The 14,597-nt window shown below is 39.1% G+C and carries 13 protein-coding genes; 5 read left to right on the top strand and 8 right to left on the bottom strand.

The features are described from left to right. On the top strand, window positions 1–366 hold the full coding sequence (locus M3O96_RS19540) for a CoA-binding protein (protein ID WP_249723481.1): 366 nt from the start codon (window positions 1–3) through the stop codon (window positions 364–366). Here M3O96_RS19540 and M3O96_RS19545 read toward each other — a convergent pair. Genes M3O96_RS19545 through M3O96_RS19555 form a run of 3 tightly spaced genes read right to left on the bottom strand, consistent with a single transcriptional unit; the run spans window position 357 to window position 3,186 of the window. Next, entirely contained in the window at window positions 357–1,235 is an 879-nt protein-coding gene (locus tag M3O96_RS19545; RefSeq protein WP_249723482.1) for a Brp/Blh family beta-carotene 15,15'-dioxygenase, read from the bottom strand. The two genes, M3O96_RS19540 and M3O96_RS19545, sit on opposite strands and share 10 nt — an antisense overlap. After that, window positions 1,222–2,373, bottom strand: a complete 1,152-nt coding sequence (locus tag M3O96_RS19550; protein WP_249723489.1) for a lycopene cyclase family protein — start codon at window positions 2,371–2,373, stop codon at window positions 1,222–1,224. Before M3O96_RS19550 ends, M3O96_RS19545 begins: the two co-directional genes overlap by 14 nt. Before the next feature lie 60 nt (window positions 2,374–2,433). Further along, window positions 2,434–3,186 carry a bacteriorhodopsin-like gene (locus M3O96_RS19555; protein ID WP_249723490.1) on the bottom strand — a complete coding sequence of 251 codons (753 nt, stop codon included), beginning with the start codon at window positions 3,184–3,186 and terminating at the stop codon, window positions 2,434–2,436. Window positions 3,187–3,564: 378 nt separating this feature from the next. Between M3O96_RS19555 and gyrB the strand changes: the two genes are divergently transcribed. Both gyrB and ppk1 read left to right on the top strand, forming a co-directional pair. After that, window positions 3,565–5,523: a DNA topoisomerase (ATP-hydrolyzing) subunit B gene (gene gyrB / locus M3O96_RS19560; RefSeq protein WP_249723492.1), complete on the top strand. Its 1,959-nt coding sequence runs from the start codon at window positions 3,565–3,567 to the stop codon at window positions 5,521–5,523. Window positions 5,524–5,647: 124 nt separating this feature from the next. Next, window positions 5,648–7,771: a polyphosphate kinase 1 gene (ppk1, locus tag M3O96_RS19565; RefSeq protein ID WP_249723502.1), complete on the top strand. Its 2,124-nt coding sequence runs from the start codon at window positions 5,648–5,650 to the stop codon at window positions 7,769–7,771. Window positions 7,772–7,807: 36 nt separating this feature from the next. Here the strand turns inward: ppk1 and M3O96_RS19570 are convergent, their stop codons facing one another. Then, window positions 7,808–8,692, bottom strand: a complete 885-nt coding sequence (locus M3O96_RS19570; protein ID WP_249723505.1) for a Ppx/GppA phosphatase family protein — start codon at window positions 8,690–8,692, stop codon at window positions 7,808–7,810. A gap of 153 nt (window positions 8,693–8,845) precedes the next feature. Then, window positions 8,846–9,127, bottom strand: a complete 282-nt coding sequence (locus M3O96_RS19575) for a DUF202 domain-containing protein (RefSeq protein WP_249723506.1) — start codon at window positions 9,125–9,127, stop codon at window positions 8,846–8,848. A gap of 177 nt (window positions 9,128–9,304) precedes the next feature. On the opposite strand from M3O96_RS19575, the gene M3O96_RS19580 reads away from it, so the two are divergent. Then, window positions 9,305–9,796, top strand: coding sequence for a deoxycytidylate deaminase (locus M3O96_RS19580; RefSeq protein WP_502798924.1), 492 nt, complete (start codon window positions 9,305–9,307; stop codon window positions 9,794–9,796). Here the strand turns inward: M3O96_RS19580 and murB are convergent. Continuing rightward, the gene (murB, locus tag M3O96_RS19585) at window positions 9,793–10,806 is read right to left on the bottom strand and encodes a UDP-N-acetylmuramate dehydrogenase (protein WP_249723511.1); all 1,014 of its coding nucleotides are present in this window, start codon (window positions 10,804–10,806) and stop codon (window positions 9,793–9,795) included. The genes M3O96_RS19580 and murB overlap by 4 nt on opposite strands. 77 nt (window positions 10,807–10,883) lie before the next feature. Here murB and M3O96_RS19590 point away from each other — a divergent pair, with 77 nt between their 5' ends. Then, complete coding sequence (locus M3O96_RS19590) at window positions 10,884–11,822, top strand: succinylglutamate desuccinylase/aspartoacylase family protein (RefSeq protein ID WP_249723512.1); 939 nt, start codon at window positions 10,884–10,886, stop codon at window positions 11,820–11,822. Window positions 11,823–11,921: 99 nt separating this feature from the next. Here the strand turns inward: M3O96_RS19590 and M3O96_RS19595 are convergent, their stop codons facing one another. Together M3O96_RS19595 and M3O96_RS19600 are read right to left on the bottom strand one after the other, a co-directional pair. Beyond that, a complete protein-coding gene (locus M3O96_RS19595) occupies window positions 11,922–12,494 on the bottom strand; it encodes a hypothetical protein (protein ID WP_249723513.1) in 573 nt (190 codons plus the stop codon). A gap of 204 nt (window positions 12,495–12,698) precedes the next feature. Next, the gene (locus M3O96_RS19600) at window positions 12,699–14,432 is read right to left on the bottom strand and encodes a phospho-sugar mutase (protein ID WP_249723514.1); all 1,734 of its coding nucleotides are present in this window, start codon (window positions 14,430–14,432) and stop codon (window positions 12,699–12,701) included. Between the last annotated feature and the right edge of the window lie 165 nt (window positions 14,433–14,597).

The following is a 14,597-nucleotide window of genomic DNA, read 5'->3' on the forward strand; positions in this document are numbered from 1 at the left end:
ATGAAAAAGACCGTTATAATTGGAGCGTCAACAAACTCTTCCCGATACGCTTATTTAGCAGCTGGCATGTTTGCCGAGAGGGATTTATCCTTCGTGCCTGTAGGAATCAAAACCGGCGTTTTGTTCGGAAATGATATTTTGAATATCAAACAAAAGCCCGAGATCAAGGATGTTGATACAGTTACGCTTTACCTTGGTCCCCAAAATCAAACGGAATGGTATGATTACATTATTTCCCTGAAGCCAAAAAGAATCATTTTTAACCCTGGGACGGAGAATCGTGTCTTTGAAAAACTTGCCAATGATAACGGTATTGAAACACTAGAGGCTTGTACTTTGGTTTTATTGAGTACCGGTCAATATTGATTTTTTCTTTTATCCAAAAATAAATTCATGTACCAAATATGTGGGGCTGAAATCAATGAAACCATGATAAAGAAAAGCAGGGTCAATTGATCAACCGCCATAACAGTATAAAAAAATAATAAGACCAAGCCTATTCCAGCCAAACTCATCAAGGTAAAAGGCAATAGTTTTTGAATGAAATTTTTGATTTTTTGATCTTCAAGGTAATCTTTAAGCGCCTCAAATTCCTCAGCCATACTTGGCAAGGAATGCCAAAATCCAAAGTAAATGATAAATCCCAAAAGAAGTGGTAAATAAAATAAAAATAGACCCAGGAGGCTGATTTCTAATAAGAGCCATAAAGCTTTGGTATGGAAATTAGCCAAAATAAGGACAGCGGAAAGGGTAAATGTTCCAAGGATCACAAATATTCCATATGAGTTTAAATAGCTTACATCCGTGATATTGGACAATATAGAAGTGGTATAGCCAAAGTCTCCCCAAAGAATTGCACTAAGAAAAAATGAACCTAATGAAAGGTAGGTCAAGCGATCATATTTTTCCAACCTCAGTTTGATAAAATGACTTTGGCCAAAGTGATAAGCTGACATCAATAAAAAGGCAATCAAAGCCAAGATTGGGAAAATAAGCCAAATAGCCAGGTATGCGAGGATGATTGCAAGGTATTTGAGTATGAATCTGATCAGGTTTTTTCTATCTGTGATCGGATTGAGCAGGAGGTGGTCAATTGCTCCATGTGGGATTCCGATGGTGATCAAGATGATTGCAAAACAAAGCCATTGATAGACCTCATTTCCTTCGAAAAACAGGAGGTAAGTCAATCCTATAGCTGTCCCCAACAATTTGCCTGCCGTCTCAATGTTTTTCATAATTCAACAGGGATTTTATGAAAACGGAATAATTCATCCGTGACAGCAACTTAATTTCTTCCCAAAGACTTGTTTCCTCATGAAGAAATTTTAACACCAGCTTGGCTTGGTTTTTAGCAAACATCTTCCGGAATATGTCGGGCAATGAAGCAGGCCATTTCACAGCAATGTTTAAAATAATATTGTCATAAAAGCCAAACCTTTTTTTTCTGTCCCATATTCTGGAACTCACTTTGCCGGTAAAACTTAACTCACTGACAATTGATCTACAATGTTTTTGGATATCATAAAAAGTATAACCTGTGGATGGTTTGGAGCAACCAGCCAAAGTTCCAAGATGGATGATATTTGGGTCAGTGGGTGGAGGAAATCCTAACGTTGACATTGGAATACTGCCCGATTCTTTGAAATGGATTTGATAATCAGTCAGGCCAAGTTCATTTTCCAAATATTCTGAAAGCTTTGACTCCATCACCTTCATGTCAATCTCATTTTTGGTGTAGAGGGTGTATTCTATTAAAGCGTGTTTCGCAGTGTAAGGTAGGATGTAAAAGAAATCCGTTTTGCGTTTTTGATCCGAAACAAAGTGCATCAAGGAGACAGCACTTGGATCAAAACTTTCTTGATTGCTAGAAACATTCCATCCCACAAATACTTGCTTTAAAATCGGAGATTCATTTAGATAGGAAGACATCGGTATACTGTTAAACAGCAATTCAGACCTGAATATCCCTGAATTGGAAGTCTTCACTTGCACAATACTTTTTCCTGAACTTTGGATTTGTTCTACACTGTCTTTCAGAAATGAGACATTTGGATGCTTTTTAATTTTGTCAATCACTTCCTTATAAAAATCTGAGGATTTAATATGGAAGTATTTGAGATCCTCGAGATAAGCGGAAACTGATTCTTTTGATTCAGCAATTTTGATAGTATCCCAAAAAATTAAAGGGCTGTTTTTTGGATGGATTTCAAAAGGTTTTTCTGCCCAGTAGCACCATGTACGATCATTTTCAGTTTTGGATGAATTGTCAATAAGTAAGATCTTTTTGTCCTTGAGAGGACTATCAAGCAAATAATAAATCAAACTTAAACCTGCGCATCCAAGTCCTGTAATGATATAATCGTAGGTTACCATAGGTCTTTTTGGGTTGGAAAAAAAAGACCTCTCCAATTTGGGAGAGGTCTTTTTCAGAATTTATGCGTGTTGTACTTTTTTATTTTTGTTTGTCTCAGAAATGGCTACTGAATAGATCACCAAACCGAAACCGATTTTGTTGACAGCATCAGCCACATTGTAAAACAAATCAATGCTACTAACTTCAAATGCACCCGACAATAGATTTCCCGGCAATACCATGTAACCCAAAGGATAGATTGACCAGCCTAGAGTGATGAATATTTTCAAAAGGAACATTGCTCTTCCTAAAGCAGGGCTGTCGGAACTTTTCGCCAATTTAGCAACGTCACCTGCAAACACTTCATATACAATGTATAAGTAACCGATCGTTGAAATAATTCCCCACATCACATTACTCTCAATACCTGAAGTCTCTCCGATATACCCTGCTATCAGCATCAATAAAGACGCAAGAATCAGTTTGGTAAGGGTACTGGTCTTTGCACCAAAAGGTTTGGTGAGTAAATAAAATTCAACACACATCAATGGAACTGTCAAGGTCCAATCGACATATCTGAATGCTGTTGGGCTTTGCCCAGTCTGTAAATAAAAATCTCTCATGTAATAGTAATGTACTGCTGCAATCCCGGTGATTAGACCAGAAACTAATAAAGATGTTTTCCACTTGTCGCTCACAGAATTTCTTTCTACGAAAAAGAAAACTGCTGATGCAAACATAGCCATATACCCCATGAAAAAGGTTATGGCTACGGGGTCACTGTTGATGATCTTATCGAGACCAATCAATTCTGCTGCTAATAGGGTGTTCATAGTTTTGTTATTTTAGTTAGTATGGATTTGAATAATGTTGAAAGGGTGAGATCTCCCGTGTTTAAGTCAAACATCGTAATATTTGTTTAACATAAACAGATAAATATTAAACAATTGTAAATAAAATGTTAAAAAAAAGGTATGAACATCCTAAAAATGTCTAAAATACAAATTTTAATTATTCTGCTTTAGGGATTATATACCATAAGAAATCTTGGACTTTGGCAAATTTGTAGAATCGAATTAAAATGATCGTACTAGCCTTTTTTAAGGTAAAATTTGGGTAGGCGCTCTCGATTTTTTTGTGTATAATTACGGGTTAATTAAAGAATGAAAAAATCTCTTTTTTTTAATGAAAAAAGGCATTTTAACCAAGTTATGAGCGAAAAAAAAGAAGGAAATCAACAGGATTATTCAGCAGATAATATCCAGGTTTTAGAAGGTTTAGAAGCAGTTAGAAAAAGACCTGCTATGTACATCGGTGACATTGGAGTCAAAGGACTTCATCACCTTATTTGGGAAGTAGTAGATAACTCCATTGACGAGGCCCTAGCCGGACATTGCGACGCCATTCACGTCGCCGTCAATGTTGACAATTCTGTCACTGTGGAAGATAATGGTCGGGGGATTCCGACGGATATGCACCACAAAGAAAAAAAATCCGCCCTTGAAGTCGTCATGACGGTCCTTCACGCAGGAGGAAAGTTTGATAAGGATACATACAAAGTATCAGGTGGCCTTCATGGTGTAGGTGTTTCCTGCGTGAATGCCCTTTCAACAGATTTAAAAGCAACTGTTCACAGAAATGGGAAGGTTTATGAGCAAGAATATAAAATTGGTGTTCCTCAATATCCCGTAAGGGAGATTGGAGTCACTGATAAAAGAGGCACAACCATTCACTTCAAACCTGACGACTCCATTTTTACCCATACGGAGTTTAAGTATGAAACCATCGCCACGAGATTAAGGGAAATGTCTTTCTTGAATGCCGGAATCAGGTTATTCTTAAAAGATTACAGGGAATTGGAAGACGATGGGTCACCAAGATCCGACGAATTCTTTTCGGAAGGTGGTTTGGTAGAATTTGTCCAATACCTCGATGCCTCCAAAGAAAAAATCATTGAATATCCTATTTACATAGAATCTGAAAAAGGAAATGTGCCGGTTCAGGTAGCTATGAGTTACAACTCATCCTATTCTGAAAATGTCGTTTCTTATGTCAATACCATCAATACTTATGAAGGTGGAACGCACGTTTCCGGTTTTAGAATGGCGTTGACAAGAACACTCAAAAGCTATGCGGATAAATCTGGGATGCTTGAAAAGTTAAAGCTTGAAGTTTCGGGTGATGACTTCCGCGAAGGTTTGACAGCTGTGATTTCAGTAAAAGTACAAGAACCGCAGTTTGAAGGGCAGACAAAAACAAAACTCGGAAATTCCGATGTACAGGGAGCTGTGAACAGTGCTGTTTCGGAAACTTTGCAGTCGTGGCTGGAGGAACATCCAAAAGAAGCCAAGATTATTGTCGGCAAAGTAGTGCTTGCCGCGCAGGCAAGACACGCGGCTCGTAAGGCACGTGAAATGGTACAGCGTAAAAATGTCCTTGGAGGAGGAGGTCTTCCGGGTAAACTAGCCGATTGTGCCAACTCCGATCCAACTGTATGTGAACTTTATCTTGTCGAAGGGGACTCTGCCGGTGGATCTGCAAAGCAGGGACGAGACAGAGATTTTCAGGCTATTCTCCCGCTCAAAGGTAAAATTCTAAATGTAGAAAAAGCCCACGAGCATAAGATATACGACAACGAAGAAATAAAAAATATCCTGACTGCGCTAGGAGTAAGATTTGGGACTGTCAATGATGACAAGGGACTGGATATGTCATCCTTGAGATACCATAAGATCGTCATCATGACGGATGCTGATATTGACGGATCTCACATCAGGACCTTGATCTTGACCTTGTTTTTCAGATATATGCGTCCTTTGATAGAAAATGGCTATGTATATATTGCCCAGCCACCACTTTATTTGTTGAAGAAAGGCAAAGACGAAAGGTATTGTTGGAATGAAGAAGAAAGAAAAAGACTGACCCGTGAAATGGCCGGTGAAGGGAAAGAGGAAAGTGTCAATATCCAGCGATACAAAGGTCTGGGTGAAATGAATCCAGAGCAGCTTTGGAATACCACCATGGATCCGAATACAAGAACTTTGAAGCAGGTGACCATAGAATCAGCCGCAGAAGCCGACCATTTATTTTCCATGTTGATGGGGGATGAGGTAGCGCCGAGACGGGAGTTCATTGAGAAAAATGCGAAATACGCCAAGATAGACACCTAATTTTCAAGAATTCGATTGAAAAAGGGCCTTAAGCCCTTTTTTTTTGTTTATTAAAGATTAATTAACCCTTTGGGGAAAAATGAATTCCATAGATTATTAGATTTGTATCATACAGCATATTATCATGAGAGTAACTTCTAAAGATAAATTTGAAAACATCATTGTAAGCAGTGATCTGATCAGTAGAGACCTGAGTTGGATGAAATTTAACGACCGGGTCCTAGATCAATCCAAGAAAAAGAGCCGGTGTATTTTTGAGAAATTGAAATTTTTGGCCATTACAGCATCCAATCTGGATGAGTTTTTTATGATTAGAATAGGTTCATTGTATAATTACCTGGATTATGACAAAGAAAGGGTCGATTATTCTGGTTTGAGAGAGGAACCATTCAAAATGAAGCTGATGCTGGAATGTCAGGAATTCCATAGACGACAGCAGGAACACTTTCTCAGAGAACTTCTTCCCAAGATGTCAGAAGATGGTTTTAGCCTGAGTAATGTAAAAAACCTTGAACCCGAAGAGCAGGAATATATCAAGTCGTATTTCCTAAAGGCAGTATACCCCATGCTGACTCCCATGGTTTTTGATGGATATCGGACCTTTCCGATTTTGATGAATAAGCTCCTGATTTTTGGGGTGGTCACTTTGGCGCCGGGTGACAAAAAAGATAACAGAAAACTTTCTTTTGTTCAGATTCCAGCCAATATCCCACGTTTTTTTGAGATCGAAAGAGAAGATATGGTTGTTTACGTTCCCATAGAGGAAGTCATCCGTGAGAATATCATCTCCTTGTTTCGTAATGTAAATATTGAGTCCATCAACCTATTTAGGATTACCCGAAATGGGGATTTTACTTTGGAAGAAAGTGAGGACATGGATGCGAACTTTCTGGAAGAAGTCAAAAGGAAACTGAATGAGCGCAAGACAGGTAGGGTCGTCAGGATCGAAATCGAGGAGGGATACAGCCGTTGGATGGTAAGTTTGCTGAAAGAGCGATGGAATATTGGAGATGACAGTATCTTCAAAGTGGAGCGAGCGAGCATGCTGGATTTTACAGGACTTTGGCAAGTGATAGGCAACAGACGTTTCAAAGACAAATTACCGCAGATACCTGCACCTGTTCCCCCACTTTCTTATCCTGAGGAGGGATCAGAAGATATATTTCAAGTTCTTAAAGAACGCGATATCCTTTTGCATCACCCTTATAACAACATTGATCCGATTCTTGAACTGATTGAAAAAGCCGTAGATGATCCTTCTGTAATGGCCATCAAAATGACCATTTACAGGTTGGCCAAAGAAAGCCGAATTACGAAAGCATTGCTGAGGGCTGCTGAAAATGGGAAGCACGTATCCGTTCTCTTTGAAGTAAAAGCGAGGTTTGATGAAGAAAATAATATCCGAGAGGCCAAAAAACTTCAAAAGGCAGGTTGTTTTGTGATATATGGCATCAGTAACGTGAAAACCCACACCAAACTCCTATTGATCGTCAAAAAGGATGAAAACAGGGTAACTAGATTCATCCACCTTGGAACCGGAAATTACAATGAGGAAACCGCAAGGCTATATACGGACATCGGACTATTGACAACCAATGAAACTTTGGCAAATGACGTTTCAGAGTTTTTCAACGTCATCACCGGTCATTCAATGCCTTCCACTTATCAGAATCTGATCACGGCACCGAGGGATATGAGGAATCAGTTGATTGAATTTATAGAGCAGGAGGCCAGCAATTCCAGGTCAGGGCTGCCTTCAGGCGTCTTCATCAAAGTCAATTCATTGGAAGATTCTGAAATCATTTATGCTTTGTATAGGGCATCTCAGTCAGGTGTTCCTGTCAAGCTGATCATTAGAGGAATATGCTGCCTGCGTCCCGGGAGAACAGGATTGAGTGAAAATATCCAGGTTTTATCCTTGGTGGGAGATTTTTTGGAGCATTCAAGGATTTACCATTTTCACAATAATGGTCAAACAAGAACTTACGCTGGAAGTGCCGATATGATGGTAAGAAGCTTTGATAAAAGACTCGAGTCCCTCTTCAGGGTGCAGGATCCCTTCCTTGAAAAGCAGCTGATGAACATTATTGCTTTCAACTTAAGAGACAATGTAAACTCATACATCATGCAGGAGGATGGGAATTATTTACCTAAAATTGCCCATGACGGAGAAGTGGAATTTAATGTTCACAAGGAATTCTTTAAACTTAATGCTGAAAATATCAGACAAGTCAAATTGATAGGCTAGATTCTATATAATTCCCAAAAACAAAAGGCTGTGATTTCACAGCCTTTTGTTTTTATTTTTTCTGTATAATACCTGCATCAGGCCATCTTTAAGCCCCACATCCGGTACTATCATTTTTTTGGAGGATGCTGCAGACATCGCTGCAAGGTAAATTTTGGAAGCTGGAATAATCACATCTGCCCTGTCAGGATTGAGGTTTAGTTTGTTGATCCTTTCTTCGTAAGTAAAGGATTCTAGGTAGGCTTGTACTTCTTTGATCTTTTCGATACTTAAGGCCCTCACATTTTTTCTTGGACTGGTGAGATCCAAAATTTTACTGATATTGCCTCCGGTGCCAATACTGGTGATGTTGTCCTGTTTTGTCACATGATCGGTGATGAATTTGTTCATGCTTCTCCAAACGGATAACGGGATGCTATCATCCAAGGCACGGACAGAACCGATTTTAAAAGACTTGGTAGCGATTTTTTCTTGGTTGATGTAGATATTCAATTCGGTACTTCCTCCCCCGACGTCAATGTGGAGGTATGATTTTTCATCAATGTATCCACCGAGGGCCATGTTGATCAATTCGGCTTCATGGTTTCCATCTATGATGTTGATTTTCATGCCAATCTCTTCCCTGACTTCCTCGCAGATTTCCCTTCCATTCACGGATTCTCTCATCGCTGAAGTAGCGCATACCATGTAGTCGTCGACTTCATAAAGGTCAATAAGGAGTTTGAAGGCCTTCATCAATTTGATAAATTTCTTCCGGTTTATGTCTGAGATTTTTTGAGTATGAAAAACATCAAGCCCTAGCCGTAATGGAAATCGCAGGTATTCTAATTTTTTGAAATTGGTTTTACCTTCGTAGTGGGTCACATTGGTGATTTGCAACCTGATGGCATTGGAACCTATATCAACTGCGGCTAATTTCAATATCCTTTTTTTTTATTATGTTTTGAAATTTGAAACAACCCATTCAGGAATCTGCGAATAACTTGTGAATCAAAAATACAATCTCAATATTGATTACAAATAATTTTTAGATAAGGTTCTTCGCTTTTGTCCAAAAAAACGTTGGGAGAAGAACTACATCTTCTGATAGTAATGTTCCTTAAGCCTTTTCTTCACTTTGATAAAACTGTAGATTCCCAAAACCAGCGTTCCTAGACTTAGTGCAAATGCCACCCAACCAAGGTGTCGGACATGATCCAAAGCATTCACTTCCATCAAAGCAGTGCCGCTGACCAAAAAATATAAGGATGTTCGGATGAAGGATAGCAAGGTACGGTCATTGGCAAGGTAGGTCCTTTGTCTGGCTAAATAGTCCCTTACGATTAAATCCTGTTCTGATAAATTCTCTTTTTCCATAGAAGTTCATTTCTTGTCAGGTACAAAGAAAACTTATTTTCAGCTTAAATTTTGGTGATTTAAGATACATGATGAGTAATCCTTGATAATTGTTAAAAGAAATTGCAGTTTTTTTACTTTTGGTTTTTGAATAAAATTGTCAAGAATGGACATAAATTGCGCACCAATCCGATTAAAATGATGAATACAATAAGGCCTGATTTTGATGATATCTACATGGAGTTGGCGGTCAACTTGGCCAAAAGATCGCATTGCATCAAAAAGCATGTCGGCGCGGTTTTGACAAAAGATACCCGGATCATTTCGATTGGGTACAACGGACCTCCGGCCGGGACGCATAATTGTGACGAGGAATTTCCCGAGACAGGTTGTGCCAGAGACAGCAAAGGTAGCTGCACGCTCGCTTTACATGCCGAGCAAAATGCAATTCTCTATGCCGTCAAAAATAGTACTTCGGTAGATGGATCCACGCTTTATGTGACTTTGGCACCCTGTCTTGCCTGTGCAAGAATCATCTTTTCAATGGGAATCGTCAAAGTGGTATACATGTTTTCTTATGCGGAATACAAGGGTTTACCTTTTGATGAAGGCCTTGAGTTTTTGAAAAAGTTTGGTGTTGAAGTTTTCAAATATGAAAAAGAAGTCATATTTGAAGATCCGCTGATTTAGAGAAAATTGACCTCGGGATGAAGGATAATGTGAAACTTTTCCTGAACAGAATCTTGGATTTTTTTACTTAGGTCTTTGATTTCGATTCCATCGCCGCCGCCATAATTAATCAATACCAATGGCTGAAATTGATGAACGCCTATGTTTCCGAATCTTTTTCCTTTCCATCCGGCTTGTTCAATGAGCCATGCAGCAGGGATTTTGATACCGTCTTCATTTGGAAATCCCGGGACATTTGGAAATTCTGATTTTATTTTTTCAAATGACAAGACTGAAACTGTTGGGTTTTTGAAAAAACTTCCAGCATTTCCGATGATGGCAGGATCTGGCAATTTGCTCCGTCTGATCTCTATAACGGCATCGCTGATGTCCTTGATGGTTGGGGATTGAATCCCCTTTTCCGCCAATGTCTGTCTAATTGCCCCATATTCGGCATTTATGTGGGATGTTTTAGATAAGCGGAAGACGACATGGGTGATGACAAAACGGTCCTTTAATTCATGTTTGAATACACTTTCACGATAACCAAACTCACATTCCTCCGATGAAAATGTCCTAAGTTTTAAAGTATTTCTGTCAATAGCTTCCAAATGGTCAAAGACTTCTTTGATTTCAACGCCGTAAGCACCGATATTTTGCATAGGGGAGGCGCCTACCGTACCTGGGATCAAAGATAAATTTTCCACCCCGGCATAATTGTTTTGGATGCAATGCATTACAAAGTCGTGCCAGTTTTCTCCCGCACCAACTTTGACCAATACATCTTTATCACTTTCTCCAACCAAATCAAATCCCTTGATTTCTATTTTTAATACCAAAGCCTCAATGTTTCTTGTCAAAAGAATGTTGCTGCCACCTCCCAAAATAAAAAGTGGAAGATCCATTTCTTTTGCCTTTAGGAGGAGCTGGTTTACTTCTTCAGTAGTTTTTGCGATAGCAAAAAATCTCGCATTTTTATCAATTCCAAAAGTGTTGAAGGGCAATAGAGAAATGTTTTCTTGTATATTCATGGCTTTGATCCGTACCTGCGAATTAAACAAGAATTTGGTCAAATAGAAAGAATACAGCCCTTTTAGAATCTATTTATATGAAAGAAATGGTCATCAATGGGGTCAAAGTTAGCCCCGGACAATCGATGAATATTGACATTGCAATTGCGAGGTTACCCACACATACTTTAATTGACCTGCCTATTTTTATCAATCGGGCCAAAGAAGACGGTCCGGTAGTTTTGATTTCGGGTGGAGTCCACGGAGATGAGATCAATGGTATCGTGGCTGTGAGGCGGATGCTTGAAGAAAAACTGATTTCCCTCATAAAAGGAACAGTAATTTTTATGCCTTTAGTAAATGTTTATGGGTTTTTGAGCAGTTCAAGGACATTTCCTGATGGAAGAGACCTCAACAGGAGTTTTCCTGGAAATAAAAAAGGTTCGTTGGCCTCTCAGATTGCCTTCATTCTAACCAATGAAATAATCCCACTAATTGACTACGGCATAGATTTTCATACTGGCGGAAGAATGCTCTCCAATTATCCACAAATAAGGGTAGATTATAAAGACAAAAAAGGAGTGGAGCTTGCCACTGCATTTGGTACGCATTATATTTTAAATTCACCTCATATCGATAAATCTTTCAGAAAAGAAGCCTATAAGCGCCGGAAACACATTTTGGTATATGAAGGCGGTGAATCCATGCGTTTGGATGAATATGCCGTAGATGAAGCACTTTTAGGCACGCAAAGAATGTTGATCCATTTGGGAATGATGAAAGGTTCCATTCCACCAAAGCCTACCATCTTGATTTCAGAAAGCTCATGGGTAAGAGCAAAAGTTTCCGGCATTTTTACTTCCACAGTCAAATTGGGTGAGGCGGTGAGAAAAGGACAGATTCTAGCTAAAATTACAGACCCATACGGACAGGTAAAAGTTCCGGTAAAGGCCCTGCACAATGGCCATGTCGTTGGCCTAAATAATAATCCGGTTGTCAACTCAGGGGACGCTTTGGTGCATGTGGGGAGAGTTTAAGATTGAAAAAATGCTCCCCATCAATAGGATATTTTTATTTGGTTATAATTGTTTTCTGAAATTTCCTAATCTTCAATTAGAGGTCTGATTTGTCAATCCTTACAAAATTGAGATAAAGTTTGGTAGAAAAAATTCTCCTTCTGTTATCTCCACTACCTCTCTTCTGTTAAGATCACCTGTTGCTGAGAGGTCAAAAATGACAGCTTCAAAATTTCCTTTTGAATTTTCATTTGAAAATTCGGTGAAAGAGAAAAATACATTGTCATTTGCTCCAGGATTACTGCTTTTTAAAAGAGATGCCCCGTATTCCTTCCCGTTTTCATCAAAATAGAAGAAAAGTATAGAAGGGTTTTCGACACCACCTATTATAATCGGAGCCTGCATCTGATAAGTATTTCCAACGACAATTGAAGTCGGACTTCGGTAGGACATTACGATGGTGTTTTTGAGTGGATCTGTTCCTGACACCATGGTAAATAAAGTCCGTCTGTTAGTAGATCCTTGGTCTTGGGTAAAAAATATGCTGGCGTCATCACTGGCTTTGAATTCCTTTTGCACGCCATTGACCTTAAATTTGTAATAATATTCAGGTTTAGGAACTTCGTCCTTTCCACAGGAAGTAAGAATAAGAATAGAAAAAGAAAAAATTATCAGGGTAAGGAAATTCTTCATAGTAGGATAAGGTTTTTTGGAATAACGGAAATTTTTCCCGGGAGGATGTTTTGTAAGTGACAAAAATAGGGTAAAAATTAAATTAATGATACCAGGCTAGCCAAGAGCTTGGATTTATTAAATTGTACAGCTAATCATAAAAAATTAAAAAGGCCACCCTGGATAGCAGGATGACCTTTTTGGAACACTCATGTTTTAGCCAGATCAGCTAAAAAACTTTTTTAAACCTTCGATTTTTCCTTCTAAAGATGCTTCCACAGCTTTGTAGGCTTCTCTGTTTGGAAGTGGCTCATTTACCGAGAAATAATATTTGATTTTAGGTTCGGTACCAGAGGGCCTTGCCGAGATCTTGCTCCCGTCTTCCAAATAGAATTGAATGACATTCGATTTATCCATTTTTAGTGTGGATTCAGTGCCATTGGCAGTATCATAAACCTTACTTTCCTTGACATCAACCACTTTTACCACCTTGATGCCATTCATCTCTTTTGGTCTGTTGGTTCTAAATCCGGTCATGAGATTTTGGATTTGTTCTGCTCCATCTTTCCCTTTTTTGGTAACAGAGATCAGGGATTCTTTGTAGAACCCAAATTGTGTATAAATTTCAGCCAATACATTTTGAATGGATTTGCCTTGGGTTTTGTAGTAGGCGACTATTTCGGAAACCATCGCACAGGCAGAAACGCCATCTTTGTCTCTTACAAAATCCCCGACAAGGTATCCATAGCTTTCTTCGCCGCCAGCGATAAATTGGTTCTTGCCTTCCAGATTGCGGATGATTTCAGCTATATTTTTGAATCCAGTCAATACTGAGTAACAAGTTACTCCAAAACCTTTGCAGATCTCATCGATAAGCTCTGTGGTTACGATGGTATTCACCATAAATTGATTTCCATCAAGTTTCCCAAGTTCCTTCCATTTGCTCAAAAGGTAATAGGTCAGCAATGCACCGGTTTGATTTCCGTTTAATAAATCATATCCACCTTTCCCATCCGGGACACAAGCTGCGTATCGGTCTCCGTCAGGGTCACAGGCCAAAACAAGTTCAGCACCTGTTTTCTTTCCAAGTTCAATCGCCATGGTCAGTGCTTCGGCCTCTTCAGGATTTGGGTAAATGACAGTAGGAAAAGTGCCGTCCGGCTGTTCCTGTTCTTTAACAATATGGACATTTTCAAATCCAAAAGCCTTCAAAGCCGCAGGTACCATTACACCCGAAGCGCCATGAATCGGAGAGAAAACTATTGGCATGTTTTTCTGTGCCTGGATTTCATTTTTGGAAAGGCTTAGTTTTTTGACCAATTCCATATAGATCTCATCGAAATCCTCCTCAATATATTCGATCAGCTCGTCATTTTTATTCCAATTGACATCATCCATCGAAGTGATCTTCAAGACCTCGTCTATGATGTTTTTGTCATGTGGTGCCACTACCTGACCGCCGTCATCCCAATAGGCCTTGTACCCATTGTATTCTTTTGGATTGTGTGAAGCGGTGACCATGACACCACTTTTGCAACCGAAATGGCGGATAGCAAAAGATAGCATCGGAGTTGGCCGCATTTGTCTGAAATACTTCACTTTAATCCCATTGGCAGTAAAAACATTGGCAGTTGTACTTGCAAAAAGTGTGTTGTTGATCCGACAATCATGGGTAATGGCGACTTTGATGTCTTCGCCGGGAAAGCATTTCAACAAGTAATTTGCCAATCCCTGAGTGGCCATGGCAACGGTATAGACATTCATTCTGTTGGAACCTACACCCATGAGCCCTCTAAGACCTCCTGTTCCAAATTCAAGATCCCTGTAGAAAGAATCAATCAATTCGGTTTTATCAGGTGAATCTAGCAAAGCCTTTATTTCCTTTTTACTCTTTTCGTCAATGTTACTGCTTAGCCAGCTGTTTGCTTTGGCCAAAATCATTGGATCTATTGTTGTCATTTTTGAAAAATTTTGAATGAATTTCTAATTTAAATATTTCAATAAAATTACCTGCATTTCTTATGGAAAAAACAGGAATATAGTGTGGATAGGTTGATAAATTACTTCTTAATACTTTTGTGCCTAGTACATCGTACTTCGTAAATCATACTTCCAACTTCCTTA

The organism is Aquiflexum sp. TKW24L, assembly GCF_023502205.1.
Lineage (GTDB): Bacteria > Bacteroidota > Bacteroidia > Cytophagales > Cyclobacteriaceae > Cognataquiflexum.

Coding starts and splice junctions, on each gene's coding strand:
- M3O96_RS19540 (WP_249723481.1), top strand. CDS start 1: ATGAAAAAGACCGTTATAATTGGAGCGTCAACAAACTCTTCCCGATAC.
- M3O96_RS19545 (WP_249723482.1), bottom strand. CDS start 1,235: ATGAAAAACATTGAGACGGCAGGCAAATTGTTGGGGACAGCTATAGGA.
- M3O96_RS19550 (WP_249723489.1), bottom strand. CDS start 2,373: ATGGTAACCTACGATTATATCATTACAGGACTTGGATGCGCAGGTTTA.
- M3O96_RS19555 (WP_249723490.1), bottom strand. CDS start 3,186: ATGAACACCCTATTAGCAGCAGAATTGATTGGTCTCGATAAGATCATC.
- gyrB (WP_249723492.1), top strand. CDS start 3,565: ATGAGCGAAAAAAAAGAAGGAAATCAACAGGATTATTCAGCAGATAAT.
- ppk1 (WP_249723502.1), top strand. CDS start 5,648: ATGAGAGTAACTTCTAAAGATAAATTTGAAAACATCATTGTAAGCAGT.
- M3O96_RS19575 (WP_249723506.1), bottom strand. CDS start 9,127: ATGGAAAAAGAGAATTTATCAGAACAGGATTTAATCGTAAGGGACTAT.
- M3O96_RS19580 (WP_502798924.1), top strand. CDS start 9,305: ATGATGAATACAATAAGGCCTGATTTTGATGATATCTACATGGAGTTG.
- murB (WP_249723511.1), bottom strand. CDS start 10,806: ATGAATATACAAGAAAACATTTCTCTATTGCCCTTCAACACTTTTGGA.
- M3O96_RS19590 (WP_249723512.1), top strand. CDS start 10,884: ATGAAAGAAATGGTCATCAATGGGGTCAAAGTTAGCCCCGGACAATCG.
- M3O96_RS19595 (WP_249723513.1), bottom strand. CDS start 12,494: ATGAAGAATTTCCTTACCCTGATAATTTTTTCTTTTTCTATTCTTATT.
- M3O96_RS19600 (WP_249723514.1), bottom strand. CDS start 14,432: ATGACAACAATAGATCCAATGATTTTGGCCAAAGCAAACAGCTGGCTA.